The organism is Microbacterium capsulatum (assembly GCF_030865425.1).
GTDB lineage: Bacteria > Actinomycetota > Actinomycetes > Actinomycetales > Microbacteriaceae > Microbacterium > Microbacterium capsulatum.
The window spans coordinates 340,321-367,057 of the sequence record NZ_JAVFCB010000001.1 but is presented as its reverse complement, the minus strand read 5'-3'; the positions used below and the strand labels follow the sequence as shown (position 1 = coordinate 367,057).

General features: G+C 71.8%; 25 protein-coding genes, 2 tRNA genes and 1 pseudogene. 13 read left to right on the top strand and 15 right to left on the bottom strand.

Annotated elements, in window-relative coordinates:
- Window positions 1–98: 98 nt before the first annotated feature.
- Entirely contained in the window at window positions 99–725 is a 627-nt protein-coding gene (locus tag RBR11_RS01740; protein WP_308487565.1) for a LysE family transporter, read from the bottom strand.
- An 83-nt stretch (window positions 726–808) separates the two neighbouring features.
- Between RBR11_RS01740 and RBR11_RS01735 the strand changes: the two genes are divergently transcribed.
- A complete protein-coding gene (locus RBR11_RS01735; protein ID WP_308487564.1) occupies window positions 809–1,072 on the top strand; it encodes a hypothetical protein in 264 nt (87 codons plus the stop codon).
- 153 nt (window positions 1,073–1,225) lie between these two features.
- A complete protein-coding gene (locus RBR11_RS01730) occupies window positions 1,226–1,924 on the top strand; it encodes a phosphatase PAP2 family protein (protein WP_308487563.1) in 699 nt (232 codons plus the stop codon).
- Window positions 1,925–1,959: 35 nt separating this feature from the next.
- On the opposite strand, the gene RBR11_RS01725 is transcribed toward RBR11_RS01730, so the two are convergent.
- A tRNA-Arg gene (locus RBR11_RS01725) sits at window positions 1,960–2,031 on the bottom strand.
- A gap of 54 nt (window positions 2,032–2,085) precedes the next feature.
- Here RBR11_RS01725 and orn point away from each other — a divergent pair.
- Window positions 2,086–2,712: an oligoribonuclease gene (orn, locus tag RBR11_RS01720; RefSeq protein ID WP_308487562.1), complete on the top strand. Its 627-nt coding sequence runs from the start codon at window positions 2,086–2,088 to the stop codon at window positions 2,710–2,712.
- A gap of 36 nt (window positions 2,713–2,748) precedes the next feature.
- Window positions 2,749–2,821 (top strand) — tRNA-His (locus tag RBR11_RS01715).
- Between the two features lie 61 nt (window positions 2,822–2,882).
- On the opposite strand, the gene RBR11_RS01710 is transcribed toward RBR11_RS01715, so the two are convergent.
- Window positions 2,883–3,854, bottom strand: a complete 972-nt coding sequence (locus RBR11_RS01710; protein WP_308487561.1) for a ScyD/ScyE family protein — start codon at window positions 3,852–3,854, stop codon at window positions 2,883–2,885.
- 371 nt (window positions 3,855–4,225) lie between these two features.
- On the opposite strand from RBR11_RS01710, the pseudogene RBR11_RS01705 reads away from it, so the two are divergent.
- The 4 genes and pseudogenes from RBR11_RS01705 to RBR11_RS01690 form a co-directional block, all read left to right on the top strand.
- Window positions 4,226–4,624, top strand: a pseudogene (locus RBR11_RS01705) (GNAT family N-acetyltransferase); the annotation flags it as partial.
- Between the two features lie 114 nt (window positions 4,625–4,738).
- On the top strand, window positions 4,739–5,086 hold the full coding sequence (locus tag RBR11_RS01700) for a metallopeptidase family protein (RefSeq protein ID WP_308487789.1): 348 nt from the start codon (window positions 4,739–4,741) through the stop codon (window positions 5,084–5,086).
- The gene (clpS, locus tag RBR11_RS01695; RefSeq protein WP_308487560.1) at window positions 5,083–5,379 is read left to right on the top strand and encodes an ATP-dependent Clp protease adapter ClpS; all 297 of its coding nucleotides are present in this window, start codon (window positions 5,083–5,085) and stop codon (window positions 5,377–5,379) included. The genes RBR11_RS01700 and clpS overlap by 4 nt, the downstream gene beginning before the upstream one ends.
- Window positions 5,380–5,386: 7 nt before the next feature.
- Window positions 5,387–5,878 carry a DUF2017 family protein gene (locus tag RBR11_RS01690; protein WP_308487559.1) on the top strand — a complete coding sequence of 164 codons (492 nt, stop codon included), beginning with the start codon at window positions 5,387–5,389 and terminating at the stop codon, window positions 5,876–5,878.
- A gap of 25 nt (window positions 5,879–5,903) precedes the next feature.
- Here RBR11_RS01690 and RBR11_RS01685 read toward each other — a convergent pair whose 3' ends face one another.
- From RBR11_RS01685 to dinB, 3 genes are all read right to left on the bottom strand, one after another.
- Entirely contained in the window at window positions 5,904–6,485 is a 582-nt protein-coding gene (locus RBR11_RS01685; RefSeq protein WP_308487558.1) for a nucleoside/nucleotide kinase family protein, read from the bottom strand.
- Window positions 6,469–6,813: a hypothetical protein gene (locus tag RBR11_RS01680; RefSeq protein WP_308487557.1), complete on the bottom strand. Its 345-nt coding sequence runs from the start codon at window positions 6,811–6,813 to the stop codon at window positions 6,469–6,471. Before RBR11_RS01680 ends, RBR11_RS01685 begins: the two co-directional genes overlap by 17 nt.
- 71 nt (window positions 6,814–6,884) lie before the next feature.
- The gene (gene dinB / locus RBR11_RS01675) at window positions 6,885–8,138 is read right to left on the bottom strand and encodes a DNA polymerase IV (protein WP_308487556.1); all 1,254 of its coding nucleotides are present in this window, start codon (window positions 8,136–8,138) and stop codon (window positions 6,885–6,887) included.
- A gap of 121 nt (window positions 8,139–8,259) precedes the next feature.
- Here dinB and RBR11_RS01670 point away from each other — a divergent pair, with 121 nt between their 5' ends.
- Entirely contained in the window at window positions 8,260–8,634 is a 375-nt protein-coding gene (locus RBR11_RS01670; protein ID WP_308487554.1) for an SPW repeat protein, read from the top strand.
- A gap of 67 nt (window positions 8,635–8,701) precedes the next feature.
- Window positions 8,702–9,319: a TetR/AcrR family transcriptional regulator gene (locus RBR11_RS01665; protein ID WP_308487553.1), complete on the top strand. Its 618-nt coding sequence runs from the start codon at window positions 8,702–8,704 to the stop codon at window positions 9,317–9,319.
- A gap of 24 nt (window positions 9,320–9,343) precedes the next feature.
- Here the strand turns inward: RBR11_RS01665 and gatB are convergent, their stop codons facing one another.
- From gatB to gatC, 3 genes are read right to left on the bottom strand one after another with little or no spacing between them, the layout of a single operon-like run.
- A complete protein-coding gene (gatB, locus tag RBR11_RS01660) occupies window positions 9,344–10,858 on the bottom strand; it encodes an Asp-tRNA(Asn)/Glu-tRNA(Gln) amidotransferase subunit GatB (RefSeq protein ID WP_308487552.1) in 1,515 nt (504 codons plus the stop codon).
- Entirely contained in the window at window positions 10,858–12,372 is a 1,515-nt protein-coding gene (gatA, locus tag RBR11_RS01655) for an Asp-tRNA(Asn)/Glu-tRNA(Gln) amidotransferase subunit GatA (protein ID WP_308487551.1), read from the bottom strand. The genes gatB and gatA overlap by 1 nt, the downstream gene beginning before the upstream one ends.
- Complete coding sequence (gatC, locus tag RBR11_RS01650; protein ID WP_091735313.1) at window positions 12,369–12,668, bottom strand: Asp-tRNA(Asn)/Glu-tRNA(Gln) amidotransferase subunit GatC; 300 nt, start codon at window positions 12,666–12,668, stop codon at window positions 12,369–12,371. The genes gatA and gatC overlap by 4 nt, the downstream gene beginning before the upstream one ends.
- Window positions 12,669–12,735: 67 nt before the next feature.
- On the opposite strand from gatC, the gene RBR11_RS01645 reads away from it, so the two are divergent.
- The gene (locus RBR11_RS01645) at window positions 12,736–14,436 is read left to right on the top strand and encodes a long-chain-fatty-acid--CoA ligase (protein ID WP_308487550.1); all 1,701 of its coding nucleotides are present in this window, start codon (window positions 12,736–12,738) and stop codon (window positions 14,434–14,436) included.
- Window positions 14,437–14,578: 142 nt separating this feature from the next.
- On the top strand, window positions 14,579–16,546 hold the full coding sequence (locus RBR11_RS01640) for a DEAD/DEAH box helicase (protein WP_308487788.1): 1,968 nt from the start codon (window positions 14,579–14,581) through the stop codon (window positions 16,544–16,546).
- A gap of 112 nt (window positions 16,547–16,658) precedes the next feature.
- Here RBR11_RS01640 and RBR11_RS01635 read toward each other — a convergent pair whose 3' ends face one another.
- The 6 genes from RBR11_RS01635 to RBR11_RS01610 form a co-directional block, all read right to left on the bottom strand.
- Complete coding sequence (locus RBR11_RS01635; protein ID WP_308487549.1) at window positions 16,659–17,408, bottom strand: ABC transporter permease; 750 nt, start codon at window positions 17,406–17,408, stop codon at window positions 16,659–16,661.
- A gap of 28 nt (window positions 17,409–17,436) precedes the next feature.
- Window positions 17,437–19,785, bottom strand: a complete 2,349-nt coding sequence (gene ligA / locus RBR11_RS01630; RefSeq protein WP_308487548.1) for an NAD-dependent DNA ligase LigA — start codon at window positions 19,783–19,785, stop codon at window positions 17,437–17,439.
- A 70-nt stretch (window positions 19,786–19,855) separates the two neighbouring features.
- Complete coding sequence (locus RBR11_RS01625; protein ID WP_308487547.1) at window positions 19,856–20,668, bottom strand: SGNH/GDSL hydrolase family protein; 813 nt, start codon at window positions 20,666–20,668, stop codon at window positions 19,856–19,858.
- 74 nt (window positions 20,669–20,742) lie between these two features.
- Window positions 20,743–22,017: an ATP-binding protein gene (locus RBR11_RS01620; protein WP_308487546.1), complete on the bottom strand. Its 1,275-nt coding sequence runs from the start codon at window positions 22,015–22,017 to the stop codon at window positions 20,743–20,745.
- 79 nt (window positions 22,018–22,096) lie between these two features.
- Complete coding sequence (gene mnmA / locus RBR11_RS01615; protein ID WP_308487545.1) at window positions 22,097–23,194, bottom strand: tRNA 2-thiouridine(34) synthase MnmA; 1,098 nt, start codon at window positions 23,192–23,194, stop codon at window positions 22,097–22,099.
- Window positions 23,195–23,278: 84 nt separating this feature from the next.
- Window positions 23,279–24,463 (bottom strand): cysteine desulfurase family protein, encoded by a 1,185-nt coding sequence (locus tag RBR11_RS01610; RefSeq protein ID WP_308487544.1) that lies wholly within the window; start codon window positions 24,461–24,463, stop codon window positions 23,279–23,281.
- Between the two features lie 144 nt (window positions 24,464–24,607).
- On the opposite strand from RBR11_RS01610, the gene glgX reads away from it, so the two are divergent.
- Window positions 24,608–26,704: a glycogen debranching protein GlgX gene (glgX, locus tag RBR11_RS01605; protein ID WP_308487543.1), complete on the top strand. Its 2,097-nt coding sequence runs from the start codon at window positions 24,608–24,610 to the stop codon at window positions 26,702–26,704.
- The last annotated feature ends 33 nt before the right edge of the window (window positions 26,705–26,737 follow it).

The window sequence follows — 26,737 nt, the reverse complement described above, 5'->3', positions numbered from 1 at the left end:
GCCGGCCCCGCGGGAGCCATCCTCCGCAACCGGTGCGGAACGCGCCCGAAGGCGGCGTCGTGCAGGACGAACAGGCTGATCGGCGCGACAGGATCGGCTCAGTGCAGGAACATCAGCAGCACCGCGACCCCGATGAACAGCGATCCGAACACGAGGTTCAGGATCCGCTGCCCGCCGCTGCTCGCGGTGAGCCGCCGGAACGTCCGTGCGGCGGCCGCGAAGACGAACCACATCACGATGACGTCGACGACCATGACCGTGCCGATCAGCACCAGGTACTGCGGCCAGGGGTCGCGGTCCAGCCGGATGAACTGAGGCACGAAGGCGAGGAAGAACACGATCGCCTTCGGGTTCAGCAGGTTCACCCAGAAGCCGCGCCGCAGCATCGGCCAGCGTCCCTCAGCAGCCCGCGTGACGTCCTCCTCCGCGACGGCATCGGGCACCTTCGCGATGATCAGCCGGACCCCGAGGAAGACCAGGTATGCCGCGCCGAGGTAGCGGATCGTCTCGAACAGCCAGGGCAGCCGGGAGACGAGCAGCCCCACTCCGGCCGCGACGATCGCGACATGCACGACCAGCGCGAGCTGCTGCCCGATGATCCCCCACAGGGAGCGGCGCCAGCCCTCGTTCAGCGAGTTGGTCATGGTGTTGATCGCACCGGCGCCCGGCGTGAGGCTGATCACCACGCACGCGACGACGAGGGAGAGCCACACGGTCACAGTCACCAGCACAGTGTAGGGATTCCGCGAGCCCGGTCCGGACCGCGATGTCGGTGGTCGTCCCTATGTTCGATTCAGAAGGAGGGAACATGACCACGAACATCTCCCCCGCCCCGACCATCCGCTGGGCCGCGCCGGCGCTGAGTCGCGCCACCGAGACCCTCATGCCCGCCGGAGAGCGGCTGTGGCGCGTGCTCGACGCCCGCGGTGCGATCCGCGGGCACCTGCGGATCGTGCCGCACGATCTCGGCCTGCGCTACCGCGCGGAGCGCCTGCATCTGGGCACCGGCGCGTTCCGGATCGTCGGCGACTTCTGGAGCGCCGACGACGCGGTCGCCGCCCTTCGGCTGTGATCCGCGCCACGCGGATCCTTCCCCGAGTCCCGCGTTTCTTGGCGAATCCTTAGCCCGACCCCGGGAACATGGGTACCGGTGATCGCGCCGTCGTCGCGCGCGCCGCCTCCGGTGCCGCCACCGCGAGGACCCCGACGGATGAGGATCCCGAACATGGCAGAACTCCGACGCACCCGCACCCGGGCGCTGACCGGCATCGATCGACCGGCCCGCCGCCCCCTGGTGGCGGTGATCGTCGCGGTCGTCGGCGCCATCGTCGTGCTCGGGCTCGGCTTCGTGATGAAGCCGAGTCAGGCCGACCAGGGTCTGGTGGTCGCGCTCAACACGCTGCACACCGGCGTATGGGGCTCCTTCGCGAACGCGGTCTACCACGGGATCGAGCCCGTGCCCGCGGTCGCGATCACGCTCGTCATCGCCGCCGTCGTCTGGGCCGTGTCGCGGTCGCTGCGCACCGCGATCCTGTTCGGGCTGACCGTCGCGCTCACCTGGCTGCCGGTCGCCGCGGTCAAGATCGTGGTGAACCGCCCCCGTCCCGACGCGAGCCTGCTGAGCCACCCGTTCTCGCCGCTGCAGACCGACGGCTCGTTCCCGAGCGGCCACACCGCCTACGTCGTCGCGCTCGCGATCGCGTTCTGGTTCCTGCTCCGCGGCACCCGCTACGCGTGGGCGCCGATCGTGTTCGGCGTCGTCGCGACCGTCGCGATCGGCCTCGCCGTGGTGAGCGACGGGCTGCACTTCCCGACCGACGTGCTCGGGTCGATCATCTGGACGCTGACCACCGCCGCGGCGGTGCGGTGGATCGTCGTCGACCTGATCGCGGCCCGGATCGCGCCGAAGCGTCGCGCCGCCTGACCACCCGCGGGACGCGGCGTCCGGTGCATGGGAAGTGCCCCCTGCAGGATTCGAACCTGCGACCGGCGGATTAGAAGGCCGCTGCTCTTCCTCTGAGCTAAGGAGGCGTGTCCTTCCAGGCTAGCGCTATGCCCGCGCAGACGCGTCATTAGGATGGCTCCATGGTTTCTTCGTCCGAGAACGATCGGCTGGTCTGGATCGACTGTGAGATGACCGGACTCGATCTCTCGATCGATGAGCTCGTCGAGATCGCCGTCGTGATCACCGACTTCGAGCTGCGTCCGGTGGATCCCGGCTTCCAGGTGGTGATCCGCGCGAGCGAGGCCGCGCTCGCGCAGATGAACGATTTCGTCACGAACATGCACCGCACCTCGGGGCTGTTCGAGGAGATTCCCGAGGGCGTGTCGCTCGCCGAGGCGCAGGAGCAGACCCTCGCGTACATCCGCCGGTTCGTGCCGCAGGAGCGCAAGGCGCCGCTCGCCGGCAACACGATCGGCACCGATCGCATGTTCCTCGCGAAGTACATGCCGGAGGTCGACCAGTACCTGCACTACCGGAACGTCGACGTGTCCAGCATCAAGGAGCTCTCCCGGCGCTGGTACCCCCGCGTGTTCTTCCACGCTCCCGTGAAGGACGGCGGCCACCGCGCCCTCGCGGACATCCTGGAGTCGATCCGCGAGATGCAGTACTACCGTCGCGCGGTGTTCGTCGACGAGCCCGGCCCGACCAGCGACGACGCCCGCGGGATCGCCGAGACCGTCGTGTCGGAGTTCGCCTCCAACGTGTAATACACTGGTGAGGTTGCCCGCTCCGGCAGGCACATGGTGGGTATAGCTCAGTTGGTAGAGCACCTGGTTGTGGTCCAGGGGGTCGCGGGTTCAAGTCCCGTTACTCACCCAGAGAGCAGGGCCCGGACTCCTCGAGTCCGGGCCCTGCGTCGTTCCCGCGCAGCGCGCCGTCAGTGCGTGACCTTCCCCTGCACCTTGACCTTGCCGTTCGAGATGCTGACGATCGTGCCCGGCGCGGCCGGATCCTCGTTCGCCATCGTCGCGACCCAGACCCTGCCGTTGGCGCCCGTCGCGACGGACACCGCACCGGGCAGGGCGGCGAACGGCGACACCACTCCGCCGCGCAGCACCGACACCTGCCCGCCGAAGAGCTCCGTGACGTAGATCTCGCCGTTCTTGCCGATCGCGAGGTTCGTCGCGCCGAGGAACCCGGTGGCGACGCGCCCGGAGACGCCGGTGTTCGGATCGACCCGGTACACCGAGCCGCGGGCGCCGAGGGCCGCGCTCTCCGGTCCGCCGGGCAGCGTCGTGACGTACAGCATCCCGTCGGCGCCGACCTCCACGTCGGTGGGCACGGGCTCGAACGCATAGGTCACCCCCGCGACGCAGTCCGGCATGCCGAGCGCGGCGACGACCTCGGCGGTGATCTCGGCCGGCTGCGGCGGCAGCACGGCGAGCGTGCTCACGGTGCCGGCGTCGTCGACCGTGAGCAGCGCGTTGGCGCCCGCGTCCGCGACGATCCACCGCCCGTTCCAGCTCGCCACGTTGTACGCGTGCGAGTCGACCCCACCCGTGTACTGCGGCCCGAGCACCGCCTGCACGCACGGATCCGCGCTGGCGACCCCGTAGGTGTTGATCTGATCGGGGTTGTTCGCGCGCTCGAACGCGTGCGTGTCGGCGTACACCGTGGTGCCCTGCGGGGTGCGGATGTTCAGACCGCTGGCGGTGTTCGTGAAGGTGTCGAAATCCGTGTGGGTCGACGTGTAGGCGAGCCACTTGCCGCGCACCGCCACCCCGGCGACCCCGTCGACGCCGGTGACGACGGGGGTGATCGAGCCGTCCGGCTGCAGCTGCCCGACCGTGCCGGTGCCGCCGTCGGCGATCAGCACCCGGGGGCCGTCGACGGCGATGCTGAACGGCATCACGACGTCGCCCGACCACTGCTGCGGCGAAGGCGGACCGGATGCCGCCGACGCGAGCGTCGGAGCGGTGAGGACCAGCGCAGCGGCAGCACCTGCCGCGATGAGCGCACGCGAAACGCGGATGAGTGTCTCCGTCTCCCGGCGCGCCTCAGAACCGCGCCGTGATCAGCCGAACGGAGCTCCGCCCGCGTTCGGACGCCTGGATCGTCCCCAGCGGCGACCCAGCGTCACTCTCCTCCCTTTCCTGAACGTTTGCAATGCCCTGGCTGAGAATTCCTATGAATCGGTGAGCGGGCGACGCGGCGACGGATCCCCACCGAGACCCGTCGCCGTGCGCGGCTGCGCTCCCTCCCGGCGGATAGCATCGAGGGATGGGTTCGTTCGTGCGCAGGGCGACGACGGCCGACCTCGCCGAACTGGCGGGGATCGAGGAGGCCGCCGACACGGCCTTCGCGACCCTTCTCGGGCCGACCGGCTGGGGCCCGGCGCCGAGCGGCGCCGCACGCGCCGCGGAGGACGGGTACGTCCTCGTCGTCTCCGAGACCGAGGACGGCCCGCCGGTGGGGTTCGTGCACGTGCTCGAGCAGGACTGCATCGCCCACCTGGAGCAGGTGTCGGTGCTGCCCGCGCATGCGCGCCGCGGCCACGGACGCGCTCTCGTCGAGGAGGCGCTGGACGAGGCGGCCGACCGCGGACACGACACGGTCACCCTGCGCGCCTTCGCGGACGTGCCGTGGAACGCACCGTTCTACCGATCCGTGGGCTTCGAGACCGCGGACTCGCCCGACCTGCCGTTCTACCGCGCCCTGATCGAGGCCGAGCGGCGAGCCGGGCTCGACGCCCTCGGCCCGCGCGTACACATGTCCATCGACCTCCGCGAGGGCATGGAGATGGATCCGGACGCGTTCGAGCAACTCGTCGCCGACGAACTGGACCGCCTCCCCGACGACATGGTCGACGGTCTCGAGAACGTCGTGTTCGTCGTCGAGGACCGCCCCGAGGACGGCTCCCTGGACCTTCTGGGGCTGTACGACGGCCTGGCGGTGACGGAGCGCGGCAACTACGGCATGGGCGAGCTGCCCGACCGCATCGTCGTCTACCGCGAGCCGCACCTGGCGCAGTGCGCCGACGAGGCCGAGCTGCGCACGGAGGTGCACACGACGCTCGTGCACGAGATCGCGCACTACTACGGCATCGACGACGCACAGCTGCACGAGATGGGGTGGGCATGAGCATCCCCCTCCTCACCCCCGACGTCGACGAGCGCGTCGACCTGCAGGCGGCGCCCGCCGTGCCCTGGGAGCTCGTCGTCTGGGACGACCCGGTGAACCTCATGTCGTACGTGGTGCGCGTGTTCCGCACGTACTTCGGGTATCCGAAGGATCGCGCGACCCGGCTCATGCTCGCCGTGCACAACGAGGGGCACGCGGTCGTCGCCACCGGACCGCGGGAGACCATGGAGGTGCACGCGCAGGCCATGCACGACTACGGGCTGTGGGCGACCGTGCGCCGCGCGGGCGAGTGAGCCGACGATGACCGGATCCGGCATCCCGATCGTGGTGGCGCGGGTCGAGGGCGAGCACCTCGTCGCCCTGATCGACCAGTTCCTCGAGCTGCTCCGCGACACGGAGATCGGCGCCGACGCTGCGCTGGACCGCCTCACCCCCGCCGTGTACCCCGGGGATCCGGACGCCTCCGCGGCGTTCGCCGAGGCGACGAGCGCGGACCTGCTGGACCGGCGCGCGACGGACGCCCGGGTGGTGCGAGCGACGATCGCCCCGTTCCTCGACGGGGACGCCGAGACGATCGAGATCGTCGTCCCGACGGCCGAGGTGGACACGTGGCTGCGCACCCTCGCCGCGCTGCGGCTGATCATCGCAGCGCGTCTCGGCATCGAGACCGGCGAGGAGCACGATCCGGAGGACCCGCGCTTCGGCGTGTACGACTGGCTCGGCTACCGGCTGGACGTGCTCATCGCGGCCGCCGACGCCGCAGACGACGACTCCACGCCGTCGGGGCACTGAGTCGCCCGCGTCCGAACGCCGGGCATCACGGCACCGGGACGACGAGCGTGGCGAGGTCGATCGGGGTGTCCCGGCGGATATGCCGGGCCTCCTGCGCCGCCCACCGGTCCCAGTACGGCCGGAACAGGTCGCCGTCCCGGTCGAGCGCACGCCGCTTGCGGCTCGGCTCCGGCGACTCCATCCACACCCGCACGTCCGCGATCCGCGCGGCGCGCGGGGTGAGCGCGCCGCAGCCCTCGAGGATCACGCCGCGGGCGGGGTCGACGGCGTGGTTCTCGGCGTACTCCCCCGTCTCCCAGTCGTAGCGCTGCCAGGTTCCGACGAGGTCCCGGCCGTGCGGACGGAGGATCTGGTCGTAGGCGCGGTCGGATCCCGCGTCCATGCCATCCCACCCCGGATAGATCGAGTCGAGGGCGATCAGCTGAGGCGTCCCCCGCAGCGGCCACCGCTCAGCGAGCAGGCGCGCGAGCGTGGACTTGCCGGCGCCGCTGCGACCGTCGATCAGGACGACGGGGTTCGACGCCTCCACCGCGCGCACAGCCGCGTTGATCCGCACGACCGCCTCGTCGAGCGCCCGTGCGAACGGGTCGTCACTTCTTGAGGGCACGGATGATGCGGGAGAGGGCGCGGCCGGCGACCCAGACGAACGGGATGGCGACCGCAAGCAGCGAGACGATGTTGGGCTCGAAGCGCAGCCCCTCCTCGCGGCGCACGTACACGCCGAGCGGGATCGCGATGCCTCCGCCGCCGCCTCCGCTGGCGTCGCCGTCCGCGGATCCGACGTTCTTCGCGTCGAAGTCACCGCCGCCGAAGCCGGAGAGCGTCAGCGCGACCGGGGTGAACTGCGCGCCGTCCACCTCCTGGGTCTCGCCGTACGCGCTCTTCACGCCGAGCGAGGCGGCGTTCCGGCCAAGTTCCAGTGCGATGTTCGGCATGCGTCCACGCTAGCCCACGGCGCGGGCCGCGACCACCGGTGCCTGTCCGCCTCCGGCCGGGCAGCGCGGTGTCAGTCCAGGCCGTGCGCCCGCGGGTGCGGAGCGGAACCCCGGCCGTGCTGCGCACCGAGATGCCGGGCGCGGGTGATCATGCCGGATCCGAACCGGGCCTGCGCGCTGTCCAGGGCGCCCTCGACGCGACGCCACTCCGCGTCCTCGTCCCACAGCCCCAGCGCGCCGCCCGCCGGGGAGAGCCGCTCGGCGCGCACCCCGACGAGCCGGATGGGATCCTTGCGGTCGATCGCGTCGAACAGGCTTCGCGCGACGTCGCCGATCCGCTGCCCGACCGAGGTCGGTTCGGGCAGGGTCTGCGAGCGGTTGACCGTGGTGAAGTCGGCGAAGCGGATCTTGATCGCCACCGTGCCGGTCTCCCAGCCCGCCCGCCGGAGACGCCCGGCGACCCGGTCGGCCAGCCGCAGCAGCTCGGAGCGGAGCGCGTCCGGATCCGACACGTCGTGCTCGAACGTCTCCTCGTGCCCGACGCTCTTCTCCACCCGGCTGGTCTCGACGCTGCGCGGATCGCGCCCCTCCGCGAGGTCGCGCAGTCGCATCGCGAGCGCGGGGCCGACCGCGCGCTCGAGTGCCGAATCCGGCGTGGATCGGATGTCGCGGATCAGCCGGATGCCGCGGGACTCGAGCGACTCGGCGGTCTTCGGCCCGACGCCCCACATCGCCCGGACCGGCTTGTCGGCGAGGAAGCCGAGGGTGTCCGCCTCCGCGACGACGAGCAGCCCGTCGGGCTTGGCCATGGTCGAGGCCATCTTCGCGACGTGCTTGGTCGCCGCCGCACCCACGCTGCAGGTGATCCCGACCTCGTCGCGCACCCGCGCGCGGACCATCGCGCCGATCGTGGCGGGGCTCCCCCACAGCCGGCGCACGCCGCGCACGTCGAGGAAGGCCTCGTCGATCGACAGCGGCTCGACGAGCGGCGTGACCTGCTCGAAGATCGCCATCACCCGCTCGGACACCGCCCGGTACCTGGTGAAGTCGGGCGGGACGATCCGCGCCGTCGGGCACAGCCTGATCGCCTGCCCCACGGGCATGGCGGAGCGCACGCCGTACCGACGTGCCTCGTACGACGCGCTGGAGACCACCGAGCGGCCGTCGGGGGCGCCGATGATCAGCGGCAGCCCGCGCAGGGACGGGTCGTGCAGCACCTCGACCGCCGCGTAGAACGCGTCCATGTCGACGTGCAGGATCCCCGCGCCGGTGTCATCGGCCCCGGTCGCCGAGACGATCCGCCCGGATCCATCGCCTCGTCCCATGTCTCCCATTCTCGCCGAGGGCACCGACATCCGAAATTCTTGACCGGTCGGTCAGTCAGAGGGGTATATTGAGCATCGACCCCCATTCGGGAGCCATCTGACTACAAGGAGGATGAGTTCTATGAAGAGGTGGACACGCTGGCAGGACTGGGTGGCTATCGCCGCCGGACTGTACGCGGCCCTGGCGAGCATCTGGACGACACCCCGCATGGGTATGTCGATGTCCATGATGATCGTCCTGGGTGTCCTGATGATCGCCGCCGGGGTGTGGAGCCTGGCAGCTCCCGGTCTCGTGTCGATGGAGTGGATCCTCGCCGCGATCGGTGCGCTGCTGTTCATCTCCCCATGGATCGGCTCCTATGCCGGAGACGCAGGCCCCGCATGGACCTCGTGGATCTGCGGAGCCGTCTGCGCGGTCGCAGGGCTGTGGGCGCTCGTACCCGCCGAGAAGGCGCACAATGCGTCGCACGGCGGCCCGACGGCGGCACACGCCTGACCTGCACGGTCGCACACGGTGCGGGACGGTGGAAGACCACCGCCCCGCACTCTCCTGAGGAGTCACGATGACCGAGAACGCGGATCCGATCGGCACGCGCACGCGGATCCTCGATGCGGCGGAGGCCCTTTTCGCGCGTCACGGCTTCGACGGCACCTCCACGGCGCGGATCGCGCACGCGGCGGCGGTGCCGAAGGGGCTGCTCTTCTACTATTTCCCCGCCAAGCCCGACATCCTGGCGGCGCTGATCGACGAACGGCTCGGGACCGCCTCGCTCGATCCCGGAGCGCTCACCGTGCGCGGGGATCCGGTGCAGACGCTGCTGAACGTCGGCGAGCGGGTGCTGCGCGACCGGGCCGCCTCGGATGTGCTGCGCGAGATCATCTGGCACGAGTCGCACGTGCGACCCGAGGCCGCCGCCGCGCTGTCGCGCTACCGCCGGGCGCTGCACGACGCGGTCGAGCGCGCGCTGACCGCCTGTCTGCCGGCGGGGACGGATCGCGGCGCGGTGCGAGCCGCCGCCGATGCGTGGTCGGCGACGATCACGGCCCGTCCGCTCGAGCCCGGCGCGGCCGAGAGCGCGGGCGGGCAGAACCTCCTGCACGAGCCGGCCAGTCTGAGCGCGATCGCCCGTCTGCTGGGCGCGGGCCTTCAGGCGGCGTCCCTCAAGAGCGCGACGCCCTAGCGCCGCGCCCTCGAGAGCCGGGCCCTACTGCGCCGCGCGCTCGAGAATGAGTTCGCGGACGCGGGCCGCGTCGGCCTGGCCCTTCATCGCCTTCATGACGGCGCCGATGACCGCGCCGGCGGCCTGGACCTTGCCGTCCTTGATCTTGGCGAGCACGTCGGGCTGGGCGGCGAACGCGTCGTCGATCGCCGCGATGAGCGCGCCGTCGTCGGAGACCACCGCGAGGCCGCGGGCATCGACGACCTGCTGCGGGGTGCCCTCGCCGGCGATGACGCCCTCGAGCACCTGACGGGCGAGCTTGTCGGTGAGCGTGCCGGCGTCGACCAGGCTCTGCAGCGCAGCGACGTTCTCCGGGCTGATCAGCTCGGCCGCGTCGCGCTCCTCGGCGTTGGCGATGCGGGTGATCTCGCCGGTCCACCACTTGCGTGCGGCGGCGGCGGTCGAGCCCGCGGCGATGGTCGCGGCGACCTGGTCGAGCAGACCGCCGTTGCGGACGTCCTGGAACTCGAGGTCGGTGAAACCCCACTCGGCCTTCAGCCGGCGACGGCGCGCGATCGGCTGCTCGGGCAGCGCCGCGCGCAGCTCCTCGACGAGCTCGCGGGCCGGCTGCACGGGCAGCAGGTCGGGCTCCGGGAAGTAGCGGTAGTCGTCGGCGTCCGACTTCGGGCGCCCCGGCGAGGTGGTGCCGGTGTCCTCGTGCCAGTGCCGGGTCTCCTGCGTGATCGTGCCGCCGTCGGCGAGGATCGCGGCCTGGCGCTGGATCTCGTAACGCACGGCGCGCTCGACCGAGCGCATCGAGTTGACGTTCTTCGTCTCGGTGCGGGTGCCGAGCTTCTCCTGGCCGCGCGGGCGCAGCGACACGTTCGCGTCGCAGCGCAGGTTGCCGCGCTCCAGGCGCGCCTCGGAGATCCCGAGTCCGCGCACGATGTCGCGGATCGCGGCCACGTAGGCCTTCGCGATCTCGGGCGCGCGGTGCTCGGCGCCGAAGATCGGCTTGGTGACGATCTCGACGAGCGGGACGCCGGCGCGGTTGTAGTCGACGAGCGAGTACTCCGCGCCCTGGATCCGGCCTGTCGCGCCGCCCACGTGCGTGAGCTTGCCCGCGTCCTCCTCCATGTGCGCGCGCTCGATCGGGATCGTCACGAGCGTGCCGTCCTCGAGCTCGACCTCGACGGATCCCTCGAACGCGATCGGCTCGTCGTACTGCGAGATCTGATAGTTCTTGCCGAGGTCCGGGTAGAAGTAGTTCTTCCGGGCGAACCGGCAGGACTCGGCGATCGAGCAGCCGAGGGCGAGGCCGAGGCTGATCGAGGAGCGCACCGCGGTCGCGTTCACGACCGGCAGGGATCCGGGCAGACCCAGGTCGACGGGCGCGATGAGCGTGTTCGGCTCGGCGTCGTGGTTGCGCTCGTTCGCCGGGTTGGGCGCGTCCGAGAACATCTTGGTCTCGGTGTTCAGCTCGACGTGCACCTCGAAGCCGAGCACCGGCTCGAACAGTTCCAGGGCCTTGTCGTAGTCCATGAGCTTCGCGGCGGACATCAGCGGGTTCCTCCCAGCAGCGGAGCGCGGTCGAGCAGCGGCCCGCCCCACGCGTCGACGAGAACGGCCTCGAGGGCGGCGCCCACACGGTAGAGACGGGCGTCCTCGCGCGCGGGGGCGAGGAACTGGATGCCGACGGGCAGGCCGTCCTCCTCGGCAAGACCGGACGGGATCGAGATGCCCGGGACGCCGGCGAGGTTCGCCGGGATCGTGGTCAGGTCGTTCAGGTACATCTGCAGCGGGTCGCCGATCTTCTCGCCCAGCTTGAACGCCGTGGTCGGCGCCGACGGCGTGGCGATGACGTCGACCTGCGCGAACGCCGCGTCGAAGTCCTTCTGGATGAGCGTGCGGACCTTCTGCGCGCTGCCGTAGTAGGCGTCGTAGTACCCGGCCGAGAGGGCGTAGGTGCCGAGGATGATGCGGCGCTTCACCTCCGCGCCGAAGCCGACGTCGCGGGTGAGCGACATCACATCCTCGACCGTGCCTCCGCCGTCGGGCGTGACGCGCAGGCCGAACCGGACCGAGTCGAACTTCGCCAGGTTGCTGGACGCCTCGGCGGGCAGGATCAGGTAGTACGCGGCGACGCCGTACTCGAAGTGCGGGGCGGAGATCTCCACGATCTCGGCGCCCAGCTGCTCCATGCGCCCCAGCGCCTCGTGGAAGGACGCGGCCACTCCCGCCTGGAATCCGGAGTCGGGCAGCTCTTTGATCACGCCGACCTTGAGGCCCTTGAGGACCTCGCCCGTCGCGCCCTCGCGCGCGGCGGCGGCGAACGACGGCCATGCGTCGGGCAGAGAGGTCGAGTCCTTCGGGTCGTGCCCGCCGATGATGTCGTGCAGAAGCCCGGCGTCGAGCACGGTGCGCGTGACCGGGCCGACCTGGTCCAGGCTCGAGGCGAGGGCGATCGCGCCGTAGCGGCTGACGCCGCCGTACGTGGGCTTGATGCCGACGGTGCCCGTCACGTGCGCGGGCTGGCGGATCGATCCGCCGGTGTCGGAGCCGAGGGCCAGCGGCGCCTCGAACGCTGCCACGGCCGCGGCCGAGCCGCCGCCGGAGCCGCCCGGGATCCGGTCGAGGTCCCACGGGTTGTGCGTCGGGCCGTACGCGGAGTGCTCGGTGGAGGAGCCCATCGCGAACTCGTCCATGTTCGTCTTGCCGATGCCGATCAGGCCGGCGGCGCGGGAGCGCGCGACGACGGTGGCGTCGAACGGCGAGCGGTAGCCCTCGAGGATCTTGGAGCCGCTCGTGGAGGGCTGGTCGGTCGTGACCAGGACGTCCTTGATCGCCAGCGGGACGCCGGCGAGCTCGCCGAGGCTCTCCCCCGCGGCGCGACGGCGGTCGATGTCGGCCGCCGCGTCCAGCGCGTGCTCGTTCACGTGCAGGAACGCGTGCACGTCGCCGTCGACGGCGGCGATCCGGTCGAGGTGCGCCTGCGTCGCCTCGACGCTGGACACCTCGCCGCTCGCGAGCCTGGCGCCGAGTTCGGCGGCGGTCCAGCGGATGATCTCGCTCACTGCTCTTCTCCCAGGATCGCGGTCACGCGGAAACGGTCGCCGTCGGCGTCGGGCGCGTTCTGCAGCGCCTGCGCGGTGGTGAGGGTCTGCCCCACGACGTCCTCGCGGAACACGTTGTGCATCGCGATCGGGTGGCTCGTCGCGACCACGTCGGGCGTGGCCACCTCGGACACCTTGGCGATGTTGTCGACGATGGCGTCGAGCTGACCGGTCAGCTGCGTCACCTCGTCGTCGGAGAGCTGGATGCGCGCGAGCACGCCGAGATGGCGCACGAGATCGGGGGTGATTTCAGACACCCGCCCAGTCTAGTCAGCGGGCGGCGCCGCCCCCGGCGGGCGACGAGTGCGGGCATAGGCTGACCCTGTGACGACGTTCGTGCCTCCGCGCCCCTGGACCGCCAGCTACGCCGACGGTGTCCCCGAAGACCTGGCGCCGGTCTCCGGATCCCTGGTCGACATCGTCGAGGCCTCCGCGCGCGACTATCCGGACGCCCCCGCGCTGGAGTTCTTCGGCCGCACCACCTCGTACCGCGACCTGCAGTCCGCGATCGACCGCGCCGCCGCCGGGCTCGCCGCACTCGGTGTGCGCGCCGGGGATCCGGTCGCGATCGTGCTGCCGAACTGCCCGCAGCACATCGTCGCCTTCTACGCGGTGCTGCGCCTGGGCGCCGTCGTCGTCGAGCACAACCCTCTCTACACGCCGCGGGAGCTGCGCAAGCAGTTCGAGGACCACGGCGCGAAGCACGCGATCGTGTGGAACAACGTGGTGGCGACCGTGCAGGAGTTCCCCGCCGACCTCGCCGTGACGAACCTGATCTCGGTCGACGTCACCCGGGCGATGCCGGCGCTCACCCGGATCGCGCTGCGGCTGCCGATCGCGAAGGCGCGCGAGTCCCGCACCGCGCTCACCACCGCGGTCCACGGCACGACGACGTGGGAGACGGTCCTCGGCCATGCGCCTCTCCCCGCCGGCCACCCGCACCCGGCGTCGGACGACCTGGCGATCATCCAGTACACGTCCGGCACCACCGGCACCCCCAAGGGCGCCTCGCTCACGCACCGCAACCTGCTCGCCAACGCCGCGCAGGCGCAGGCGTGGGTGCCGTCGATCACGCGCGGCGACGGCTGCGTCGTGTACGCCGTGCTGCCGATGTTCCACGCCTACGGGCTCACGCTCTGCCTGACGTTCGCGATGTCGATGGGCGCCCGGCTCGTGCTGTTCCCGAAGTTCGATCCCGACCTCGTGCTCGACGTGGTGAGGAAGCGTCCGGCGACGTTCCTGCCGCTCGTGCCGCCGATCGCCGATCGGCTGCTGTCCGCGGCGAAGAGGAAGGGCGTGTCCCTCGCCGGCATCGAGATCGCGATCTCCGGCGCGATGGCGCTGCCGCACGAGCTCGTCGTGCCGTTCGAGGAGGCGACCGGCGGCTATCTGGTGGAGGGATACGGGCTCAGCGAGTGCTCCCCCGTGCTCATGGCCAACCCCGTCGCCGGGAACCGCGTGCCGGGCACCGTCGGCCTGCCCCTGCCGGGCACCGAGTGCCGCGTGGTGGATCCGGACGAGCCGACCACGGACGTCGAACCCGGGCAGCGCGGCGAGCTCGTCGTGCGCGGTCCGCAGGTGTTCTCCGGCTACTACGGCAAGCCCGAGGAGACCGAGGCGGTGTTCGTGGGCGGCTGGTTCCGCACCGGCGACATCGTCACGATCGACGAGGCCGGGTTCATCCGCATCGTCGACCGGATCAAGGAGCTCATCATCACCGGCGGCTTCAACGTCGCCCCCACCGAGGTCGAGGGCGCGCTCCGCCAGCACCCCGACGTCGTCGACGCCGCCGTCGTCGGTCTGCCCAGCGAGCACTCCGGGGAGGAGGTCGTCGCCGCGATCGTCGTGGATCCGGGCACGGACGTCGACGTCGAGGCGATCCGGGAGTTCGCCCGCGGGATCCTGACCCCGTACAAGGTGCCGCGCCGGATCTTCGTGGTCGACGAGCTGCCGAAATCGCTCATCGGGAAGGTGCTCCGCCGTCAGGTGAAGGACAGGCTCGTCGCGCTGACGTCGGGGAGCTGACGCGGCACTCGTTCGATGTGCGCACCTCGCTCGACTCCGGCCGAGGATCAAGCCGTTCGCGCGCTATGAACTGCGGTCTCCCAGCCCTGGGACGGTACTCTGAGTTGTGACCCGAGACGACGCGACGCCGACCGAGACCCCCATCGACCCCGTTGCGGAGGGCGGCGAAGCGGCCGAAACGGAAGCGCCTGCCGGACCCGGATTCGAGGAGCTCGGGATCACCGGGCCCGTTCTCGCCGCGATCAAGGCGCTCGGCTACGAGACCCCGTCGCCGATCCAGCGCGAGACGATCCCGCTGCTGCTCGGCGGCCGCGACGTGCTCGGCACCGCGCAGACCGGCACCGGCAAGACCGCGGCCTTCGCCCTGCCGATCCTGGAGAACCTGGACCTGCAGCAGCAGAAGCCGCAGGCGCTGGTGCTGGCCCCGACCCGCGAGCTCGCACTGCAGGTCGCCGAGGCGTTCGAGGCCTACGCCGCGCAGCTGCCCGGCGTGCACCTGCTGCCCGTGTACGGCGGTCAGGGCTACGGCGTGCAGCTGTCCGCGCTGCGCCGCGGCGTGCACATCGTCGTCGGCACGCCCGGCCGCATCATGGACCACCTCGCCAAAGGGACGCTCGACCTCTCCGAGCTGCGCAACCTCGTCCTCGACGAGGCCGACGAGATGCTGAAGATGGGCTTCGCGGAGGACGTGGAGCAGATCCTCGCACAGACCCCGGAGACCAAGCAGGTCGCGCTGTTCTCGGCCACCATGCCCGCCACGATCCGCCGGCTCGCGCAGCAGTACCTGCACGACCCCGAGGAGATCTCGGTCAAGGCGAAGACGACGACCAACGCGAACATCACGCAGCGCTACCTCGTCGTCTCGTACGCGCAGAAGGTGGATGCGCTCACCCGGATCCTCGAGGTGGAGAACTTCGAGGGCATGATCGTCTTCGTCCGTACGAAGAACGAGACCGAGACGCTCGCCGAGAAGCTCCGCGCCCGCGGGTACTCCGCCTCCGCGATCAACGGCGACATCCCGCAGCCGATGCGCGAGCGCACGGTCGGCCAGCTCAAGGACGGCAAGCTCGACATCCTCGTCGCCACCGACGTCGCCGCCCGCGGCCTGGACGTCGAGCGGATCAGCCACGTCGTGAACTTCGACATCCCCACCGACACCGAGTCGTACGTGCACCGGATCGGCCGCACCGGCCGCGCCGGCCGCTCGGGTGACGCGATCAGTTTCATCACGCCCCGCGAGCGCTACTTGCTCAAGCACATCGAACGGGCGACCCGTCAGCAGCCCGCTCAGATGCAGCTGCCGACCACCGAGGACGTGAACAGCACGCGCCTGACCCGCTTCGACGACGCGATCACCGCGGCGCTCGAGGAGACCGGCCGTATCGAGGGCTTCCGCGACATCATCGCGCACTACGTGCGCCACCACGACGTGCCGGAGGCCGATGTGGCCGCGGCCCTCGCCGTCGTCGCGCAGGGCGAGACGCCGCTGCTGCTCGATCCGGAGAACGACGCCCTGTCCGCCGCGGTCGCGGTCGACAACCGTCCGCCTCGCGCCGAGCGCACGGGAGGCCGCGACGGGCGGGACCGGGACGACCGCGGCGCGCGGCCCGAGCGACGCAGCCGCGGCGACTACGCGCCGTACCGGATCGAGGTCGGCCGGCGGCACCGCGTCGAGCCCCGCCAGATCGTGGGTGCGCTGGCGAACGAGGGCGGCCTCGGCCGTGACGACTTCGGCGCGATCACGATCCGCCCGGACTTCTCGATCGTCGAACTGCCGGCGAACATGGACCCGTCGGTCATCGACCGACTGCGCGACACCCGCATCTCCGGCCGCCTCATCGAGATCCGCCCCGACGGCGGTCGCCCCGGCCGCGCCCCGCGCCGCGACGACCGGGGTCGTGACGACCGGGGTCGTGACGACCGGGGTCGTGACGACCGGGGTCGTGACGACCGGGGATACGGTGACCGGCCGCGCCGGGACGACCGAGGGTACGGCGATCGGGGCTACGGTGACCGGGGCTATGGAGACCGCCCCCGCCGCGACGACCGCCCCCGGGACGACCGCCGCACGGACGACCGCCCGCCGCGCAAGCCGCGCCACAAGGACTGAGCCGGAGCGACCACGAGACCGCATCTCCGCGTCGAGACCGCAGACCGCAACCGCTGTCTCGAGCCGGAGATTCGGTCTCGCGGTCAGAAGGGCCGCATCGGACAGGGGCGGATCAAGCCGCGACGGTCGGCTTGGTCCGCACCGGGCCCATCCACGTCGCGATCAGCACCGCCGTGATCGCACCGGCCGCCATGATCGCGGCGAGCACGACGATCTGGAACCGCCCGGCGTCGAGCGGTGAGAGCCCGCCGAAGATCGCACCGACGAACGCGCCGGGCAGCACGACGAGCCCGGTCGTCCTGGTCTGGTCGATCGACGGGATCAGCGCCTCGCGCACCGCCCCGCGGGCCAGTTCGAGCGTCGATCGGCGCGGGGTCGCGCCGAGGGCGAGCCAGCCCTCGACCTCCTCCCAGCGGTCGGCCACCGAGGCCGTGAACCGGCGTCCGGCGAGGGTGGCGATGCTCATCGAGTTGCCGATCAGGATCGCCCCGATCGCGAGCAGGTAGCGCGGCGTCGGCTGCAGCGCTCCGGTGGCGAACACGGTACCGATCGAGACGACCGCGCCCGCGCCGATCGAGGTCGCCATCACCAGCACCGTGCGGCGGCCTCCCCCGGTGCGCCGGACGGCGACACCCGTCGCGATCCCGTACATCACCAGCAGCGCAACGCCGATCCACGCGGGCTGCGAGACGATGCCCGAGAGGATCACGCTGATCACGGCGAGCTGCACCGCCCCGCGCAGGATCGCCAGCGCCGGCGTCCACAGGCCCGGCACCCGGAAGATCGCGAGGGCCGTGGTCGCCACGGCGGCGAGCACGAGCACGCCGATCACGGTCGGCAGCAGATCGATCCCGCCCGTCATCGGCGTCTCCCCCGCTGCGGTCGCCCGGTCAGGCGTCCAGCGCGGCCGGTCCCTCGGTCACGAGGATGTGGAACTGGGCCGCGTCGAGGATCCGCACGCCCAACTCCTCCGCCTTCGCGAGCTTGGATCCGGCGCCGGGCCCTGCCGCGACGAAGTCGGTCTTCTTCGAGACGCTCGACGCCGCCTTGCCGCCGGCTTTGATGATCGCCTCCTGGGCGCCGTCGCGCGTGTAGCCGTCGAGCGAGCCGGTCGCGACGACGGTGAGCCCGTCGAGCACTCCGCCCTCGGCGACGGCCGCGCCGGGCCCGGGGTGGCCGGGCGTGGCCCACTGCACCCCGGCGTCGGTCCAGCGCTGCACGATCTCCTGGTGCCAGTCGACGTCGAACCAGTCGAGCAGCGAGTCGGCGATGATCCCGCCGACGCCCTCGACCGCGGCGAGCTCGTCACGGGTCGCTGAGCGGATCGCGTCGAGCGATCCGAACCACTGCGCGAGGGCGCGCGCGGCGACCGGGCCGACGTGCCGGATGTTCAGCGCGACGAGCAGACGCCACAGCTCTTTGCTCTTCGCCTTGTCCAGCTCGGCGAGCAGCTTCAGCGCCTGTGAGGAGGGCTGCGGCCCCCCGACGCCGTCCTTCTTCTCGGCGGCGGTCGGGTTGCGCCGGAACGGGGCGCGGGTCTTCACGATCCCGTCCTCGTCCTCCTTCGGCAGCCCGGTCTCGGCGTCGCGCACGACGACCTCGATCGGCACCAGCTGGTCGAGGGTCAGGGTGAACAGGCCCGCCTCGGTCTCCAGCGGCGGTACGGCGGGCATGCTCGGCTGGGTGAGAGCCGCGGCGGTCACCTCGCCCAGCGCCTCCACGTCCAGCGCCCCGCGGGATCCGATGTGCTCGACGCGACCGCGCACCTGCGCCGGGCAGGAGCGCGTGTTCGGGCACCGCAGGTCGATGTCGCCCTCCTTCGCCGGGGCGAGGATCGATCCGCACTCGGGGCAGCGTTCGGGCATGACGAACTCGCGCTCGGTGCCGTCGCGCCGCTCGACGACCGGGCCGAGCACCTCGGGGATGACGTCCCCGGCCTTGCGCAGCACGACCGTGTCGCCGATGAGCACGCCCTTGGCCTTGACGACGTCCTTGTTGTGCAGCGTGGCCTGCCGCACCACGCTGCCGGCGACGTGCGCGGGCGCCATCACCGCGAACGGGGTGGCCCGGCCGGTCCGCCCGACCGAGACGACGATGTCGAGCAGCGTCGTCTGCACCTCCTCCGGCGGGTACTTGTATGCGATCGCCCAGCGCGGCGCCCGGCTGGTCGCGCCGAGCTCGTCGTGCAGCTCGAGCTCGTCGACCTTGACGACGATGCCGTCCAGCTCGTGCTCGATGTCGTGCCGGTGCTCGCCGAAGTAGGCGACGAACTCGGCGACCTCGTCGATCGTCGCGCACACCTTCGTGTGCGGGCTGGTCGGCAGGCCCCACTCCGAGAGCAGGGCGTACACCTGGCTCTGCGCGGCGACCGGCGGCTCCGGCCAGGCCCCGACCCCGTGCACGTACAGCGCGAGGGAGTCGACGCGGAGCAGTCCCGCCTCGAGCTCCATGCCGCTCTTCTTGTCGATCTGCTGGCGCAGCCCGCCGCTGGCCGCGTTGCGCGGATTCGCGAAGGACGGGAACCGTCGGGCCGCGGCCGTGCGGGCCTTCTCCTCGTCGAACGGCTTCTTCGCCCCGCCCCGCGACTCCGAGCGCTCCCGTGCCTCGGCGTAGGCGCGCTCGCGGAAGGCGGCCTGTGCCGCGTTCAGCCGCTCGAACGCGGCCACCGGGATGAAGACCTCGCCGCGCACCTCGACGATCGCCGGGTGACCGGATCCGTCCAGTCGCTCGGGGATCCCGGCGACGCGCAGCGCGTTCTCGGTCACGATCTCGCCGACGCGGCCGTCCCCGCGCGTCGCGGCCGAGGTCAGCACACCGTGCTCGTAGCGGAGGTTGATCGCGAGCCCGTCGATCTTGAGCTCGGTGAGCCAGGCCACGTCGCGGCCGGCCGCCGCGCGCGTCTTCGCGGCCCACTCCCGCAGCTCGTCGAGGGAGAACACGTTGTCGAGGCTGAGCATGCGCTCGGCGTGCTCGATCGTGGCGAGGCCCGTCGCCTCCGCAGCGCCGACCATCTGGGTCGGCGAGTCCTGCCCCTGCAGTTCGGGATGCAGGCGCTCGAGCTCCTCCAGCCGGTGCATCCAGCCGTCGTAGGTGAAGTCGTCGACGACGGACGTGTCGCGCCCGTAATAGGCGTCCTTCGCCTCGAGGATGCGGGTGGTCAGATCCTCCGCCTCGGCGCGGGCGTCTTCCAGCGAGATGTTCTCCGGCACGTCGGCCAGTCTACGAGCGGGAGGGGACATTGTCCGGGCGCCGAGACGGGCGCCCCGCCCTTGCCCGGCGGGGCGCCCGTCGGCTCGGACGGCGTGGGGGTCAGTTCAGCGCCGCGAGGACGGCGAGGCTGTAGGCGACAGAGCCCGCCGCGGTCGGGTGCAGGAAATCGACCGGATCCGTGGCATCGGCGCCGAGCCACGGCGCACCGGATCCGCCGATCGCGTTCTCGCCGAAGGACACCCCCGCGAACCGCACGGAGGTGCCGGCGCCGGGCTGTGCCTGCACCGCGCCGGCCAGTTGCGCATCGAGGGCGTCGGTGCCCTGGTTGACGATCCCGGCCAGCGGGACGGCCGCGGCGTACGCGTCCGCGTACGGCCGTGGATACCCGGTGACCACGATCGTCGCCTGGGGCGCCTGCGCCCGCACGGCGGCGATCAGGCCTGCCATGGCCGGTCCGACCCCGGGGATGCGCCCCTGCGCGGCGGCGAGGGCCTGCCCGCACGCGGGCGCGGTGCCATCGGCGGCGCAGGCTGCGTACACCTGGTTGAGGTCGAGGTCGTTGGCGCCTGCGGTGATCGTCACCAGCGTCGTGCCGCGGTTGATCTGGGTCAGCTGGGTCGCGGCGACCTGACCGATCGTGGCGCCCGAGCAGGCCGGCTCGCGGAGCAGGTTGAGGCGCGGCATCCCACCCAGCAGAGCGGGATAGCCGAGCGTGCTGCGGTAGCAGCCGTCGAGGTACGATCCGGACCCCTGCCCGGCCGCATAGGAGTCGCCGAGGGCGACGTATCTCGCGACCGACTGCGGTTGTGCCGCAGCGGCCGATACGGCTCCCAGAGGGAGCGCCAGCAATGCGAGGCCGGCTGCCGCGAGGGCGAGCAGCCGGCGGCGCCGTGGAACACGGATCGGACTCATGGCCGCATCGTAGACCCGCGCCCCGACGCACGACAGGGGCCGCGCCGTCATCCCGCATGCATCCCGTTCGTCGTTCAGAGTCGGGCGATCGTGTCGATGTCGTCCCGGAACTCGGCGATCTCCTCGGCGGAGACCGTCGCACGCGTGCTGTCGAGGGCACGCGCGTAGTCGTCCGTGTGGAGCGTCGCGTCGTACGCGCCGTCCCGGAGGGCCCCGGCCAGAGCCTCCTGCGAGGCCCGCCGCGCCGCATACTCGATGTCGGCCGGGGTCAGCCCGTCGCTCGCCACGACGAGACGGTCGAGATCGACGCCGCCCGCCGACTCGGCGGGGATGTACCGCGCCCAGATCGCGCGGCGCGCGTCGGCATCCGGCAGGCCGATCGGGATCACGTAGTCGAACCGGCCGTGGCGCAGGAACGCGGCGTCGAGGGCGCGGATGAAGTTCGTCGCGCAGATGAGGATCCGCCCCTCACGGTCGCGGAAGTCGGCGACGAGCTTGAGCAGCTCGTTGGTCACCCCCTGCGTCGGCGAGGGAGGCGTGCCGCCGCGCCGCGAGGCGATCTCCTCCACCTCGTCGATGAACACGACCGCGTGCTCGAGCTCGTCGATCCTCTCGAACGAGGCTCGGAGTCCTCCGGCGAGCCCCGTGCCGCCGTCCGCCAGCCGGGAGGGGAACAGCTCGACGAACGGCCAGTCCAGCCGGGAGGCGACGGCCCGGGCGAACGTGGTCTTGCCGGTGCCGGGAGGGCCGAACAGCATGACCGCGCGCGGCGGCACCACCCCGAACCGCTCCGCGAGCTCCGGCCGCGCGAGCGGAGTCACCAGGCGCTCCTCGAGCAGCGTCTTCTCGTGCGTCATTCCTGCGACGCGGTCCCAGAGGTGCGGGGGCAGGATCCGTCCGCCGAGCGCCTTGAGCGACTCGAGCTCGCGACGCTGGATCGGCAGTGCCCGCTCCAGGTACCGCACGGAGTCGTGCACCTCGAACCCGTTCTCCGCGAACGCCTCCAGGCCCTTGGTCTCGGGGATCAGCACCGACAGCTTGGCCAGCCCGAGCGGCGCCATCCTCCGCTCCAGCGAGTGCAGCAGCGAAGCGCTCACCTCCGCGTCGACGTCATCGCCGGCGATCCCGAAGAACACGATCCAGCCCTGCGCGTGCGCCGCCCGACCGACCGCCGCGCCGACGAGCACGTCGCCCTGCACCGCGACCACGGCATGGTCCTGCTGGCACGACGCGATCACCTCGGCCAGGGAGTAGATCGGCCACTCGCTCCCGCTCGTGACCTGCCCCCAGAGCCGCACGATCTGGTCGAGGTCATCCCCGTGGAAATCGCGGACGTACGTCCTCGTCATGATGGCCCCTTCCGTCGCACCGAAGGCCCCATCATCACAGATCGCCCTTTCACGACGGGGCTGTGTGACATCCGCCCGGTCAGGCCCCGATCGGTGCGGCGGAGACCGTGCGGTCGATCGTGAACTGCCCGAGCACGCGGGTGCCGACGTAGAGCACGGCGCTCTGGCCGGGGGCGACGCCGTCGAGGGGCTGGTCCGGGACGACCCGCACGCCCGCTTCCGTGACGAAGGCGCGCGCCGGGACCGGATCGGCATGGGCGCGGATCTGCACCTCGCAGCCGAACTCCGCCTCGACCGGCGCGGACCCCGCCCAGGAGCGCCGCCCGCCCGAGATCTCGGCGATCGCGAGCGCCTCCTTCGGGCCGACCACGACCGTGTTCGACACCGGCCGGACCTCGAGGACGAACCGGGGCTTGCCGTCGGGCGCCGGCACGCCGAGGCGCAGACCGCGGCGCTGGCCCACCGTGAACGCGTGCGCGCCGTCGTGGGTGCCGACGACCGCACCCTCGCGGTCGACGATCCGGCCCTGCTCCGCGCCGACCTTCTCAGCCAGCCACCCCCGGGTGTCGCCGTCCGGGATGAAGCAGATGTCATGGCTGTCCGGCTTCTGCGCGACGCTCAGCCCGCGCTCGGCGGCCTCCGCGCGCACGAGGGCCTTGGACGGCGTGGATCCGAGCGGGAAGTACGTGTGCGCGAGCTGCCCGGCGTCGAGCACCCCGAGCACGTAGGACTGATCCTTCGCGGAGTCCGAGGCGCGGTGCAGCTCCAGACCGCCGGGCCCGTCGACGAGCGTGGCGTAATGCCCGGTGCAGACGGCGTCGAAGCCGAGCTCGAGGGCGCGCTCGAGCAGGGCCGCGAACTTGATCTTCTCGTTGCAGCGCAGGCACGGATTCGGGGTGCGTCCGGCGCGATACTCGGACACGAAGTCCTCGATGACGTCCTCACGGAACCGCTCGGAGAAGTCCCACACGTAGAACGGGATGCCGAGCAGGTCGGCGGCCCGGCGGGCGTCCATCGCGTCCTCGATCGTGCAGCAGCCGCGGCTGCCCGTGCGCAGCGTGCCGCCGGCCCGGGACAGGGCGAGGTGCACCCCGACCACGTCGTGGCCCGCCTCGACGGCGCGCGCGGCCGCAACGGCGGAGTCCACTCCCCCGCTCATCGCCGCCAGAACACGCATCCGTCAATGGTACGTCCCACCCGGTGAGCGAGCGCAGGGAGCGCGACGACGAGACGAAGGGCCTCACTCAACGGCTGTCGGAGCTCAACGACTGTCGGAGCGAACCGATCCGGTTGCGCGCCGGTAGGCGTCGCCGATCACGGCGAGCACGGCATCGACGTCCGCCGCCGTCGAGGTGCGCCCGAGCGTGAGCCGGACGGCGCTGCGCGCCTCGGCCTCGCTGCGCCCGAGCGCCTGCACCACGTGCGACGGCTCGGCGATCCCCGCCTGACAGGCCGATCCGGCGGACGCCGAGATCCCGGCCTGGTCGAGGAGGAAGAGCAGGCTCTCGCTGGGCGCCCCCGGGAAGAGCAGGTTCGCGTTCCCGGGCAGCCGGCCGGAGGGATCCGGATCCCCCAGCAGCACGGCCTCCGGCACCCGGGAGCGGATCCCGGCCACCAGAGAATCGCGGATCCCGGCGATCCGGACCGCCTCGGCCGCGCGCTCGGCCTCTGCGAGTTCGGCGGCGCGGGCGAGGGCGGCGGCCCCGGAGACATCCTGCGTGCCGGAGCGGAGCCCGCGCTGCTGCCCGCCGCCGTGCAGCAGGGGCGCGAGCCGGGCCGTCCGGGCGACGACGAGGGCGCCCGTTCCCGCGGGTGCGCCGATCTTGTGCCCGGCGACGCTGAGCGCGACCAGCCCGGCGCCGGCGGGGGCGTCGCCGCGCAGCGTCCGGAACGAGACCGGCAGATGCCCGAACGCGGCGACCGCGTCGAGATGCAGCGGCACGGCCGCGCGTGCGGCGACCGCGGACAGCGCCTCCGCGTCGTTGATGGTGCCGACCTCGTTGTTGGCGACGAGCGCGGTCGCCAGCGAGACGCCCTGGCTCGCGACCGCGTCGGCGAACCCGGACACGGGGATCCGTCCCACGCCGTCCAACGGCACGGCCACGACCCCGGCGCCCTCCGCGGCGAGGGCGGCCACGGTGTCCAGGGTGGCGTGATGCTCGCCGTCCGGGAGGACGACGGCGTCGAGCCCCTCCGCGCGCGAGCGCCACAGGCCCTGCACCGCGAGATTGACGGACTCCGTCCCGCCCGAGGTGAACACGACCTCGATCGGATCGGCGTCGAGCACGGCGGCCAGGCGCTCGCGGGACTCCTCGAGGATCCGGCGGGCCCGCTGCCCCGCCGCGTGGGTGGACGAGGCGTTCCCCGTCTCCGCGGCGACGCGCAGCCACTCCTCCGCGGCCTCGGGGCGCAGGTCGGTGGTGGCGGCGTGATCCAGATAGTGCACCCGTCCACTCTCGCACCGTCCGGGCCGTCGGGCGCACCGTCATACCGGCATCTCGGAGACCGCCGATCACGGACTGGGACGCGGTGGCACGGATCGCGGGACTCAGTGGCACGCGGTGCGCGCACCGCGCGTATTCTGTCGTGCATGTGCCCGCATGCGTCCGCCCTCGTCGTCCCCTCGGACGACGCGATCTGCTCCCTGTGCAGCCCTGCCTACGACAATCTCGGGGTGCGCGTGCACAACGGCGTCGGCACGCTCCGGGTCTGGTCGACGAACGCGACGGCGATCGAGCTCGTGGTCTTCGACGCCTCCGACACCGACTGGGCCATCGCCACCGTCCCCCTCTTCCCGGTCGGCGAGGACGTGTGGGAGGTGCGCTCCGAACTGCTCGTGCACGGCGCGCGCTACGCGATCCGGGTGACCGGTCCGAGCGGCGCCGGGAACTCCTTCGACCCCACGGCGAACCTGCTCGAGCCCTACTCCCGCGGCATCACCAAGGGCGGCGGGCCGAGCGACTGGCGCTCCGTCGTCGTGGACGGATCCTTCGACTGGGGCGGGGTGCACAAACCCCGCACGAAGTGGGACGACACGGTCGTCTACGAGGGGCATGTGAAGGGTCTCACCAAGCGTCACCCCGACGTGCCGCCGGCCCTGCACGGCACCTACGCCGGGCTCGCCCACCCGGCGATGATCGAGCACTTCCTCAGCCTCGGCATCACCGCGGTCGAGCTCCTCCCGGTGCACGCGTTCCTGTCCGAGCCGTTCCTGCGCCAGCGCGGTGTCGGCAACTACTGGGGGTACAACACCCTCGGCTTCTTCACGCCGCACGCCCCGTACGCCTCCCGCGATGCCCGCCGCGCGGGCGCCGACGCGGTGCTGCGCGAGTTCAAGGGCATGGTGCGTCTGCTGCATCAGGCCGGGATCGAGGTCATCCTCGACGTCGTCTACAACCACACCAGCGAAGGCGGCCCGGGAGACCCGCGGACCAGCCTGCGCGGCATCGACAACGCACGCTACTACCGGCAGCAGCCGGACGGCGCCTACATCGACACCACCGGCACCGGAAACACCCTCGACACCGCGGTGGACGCCGTCGGCCGGATGGTGCTCGACTCGCTGCGGTACTGGGCCGACGAGGTCCAGATCGACGGATTCCGCTTCGACCTCGCCACAGCTCTCGGCCGCGACGCCCGCCACGAGTTCACGCCCGAGCACCCGCTGCTCCAGGCGATCCGCACGGATCCGGCGCTACAGGGCACGAAGCTCATCGCCGAGCCGTGGGACGTCGGCATGGGCGGCTGGCAGACCGGGAACTTCGGCCCCGGCTGGCACGAATGGAACGACCGCTACCGCGACCGGGTGCGCAACTTCTGGCTCAGCGACATCGACTACGCCCGTCGCGCGTCGGTCGCGCCGGTCGGCATCGGCGGCTTCGCGACCCGGCTCGCCGGATCCTCGAACACGTTCTCCGAGGCGCGGGGACCGCTCGCGAGCATCAACTTCGTCACGGCGCACGACGGCTTCACGATGCGCGACCTGGTCTCGTACAACGTCAAGCACAACGAGGCCAACGGCGAGGACAACCGCGACGGCGCCGAGACGAACAGGGCGTTCAACCACGGCACCGAGGGCCCGACCGCGGACCCGGTGATCGAGGCGACGCGCCGCAAGGCGATGCGCAACCTGTTCGGCACGCTGCTGCTGTCGGCGGGGGTGCCGATGATCACCGCGGGCGACGAGACCGGCCGCACGCAGGACGGCAACAACAACGCCTACTGCATCGACTCGCCGCTGACCTGGCTGAACTGGGACCACGCCGACTGGCAGCTCGCCCTGCGCGCCCACGTCGCCCGGCTCACCCGCCTGCGCCGCGACAACCCCGCCCTGCGGCCGACCCACTACGCCCGCCTCGGGGAGGAGACCCGCGGCGCGAGCGACATGCTCTGGTTCGACCAGAACGGGCAGTCGATGTCGGTCGAGCGGTGGACCGACGGCGCCAACCGCACGCTGCAGTACCTGGCGGTCGCCGAGGAGGCCGAGTCGCACAATCGCGTGCTGCTCATCATCCACGGCACGGAGACCGCGATCGACGTGCACCTGCCCGCAGTGCCCGACGTCACCGGGTACGTGTCGCTCTGGTCGAGCGCCGACGAGCGCCCCACCGAGGTCGAGACGATGCACCGTCCGGGCGATGTGGTGGCCCTTCCCGGCACCTCGATGCGATTGTTCCGCGCCGAGTGACCTGCTGTTACCTCCACTGACGCCCAAGCGCGG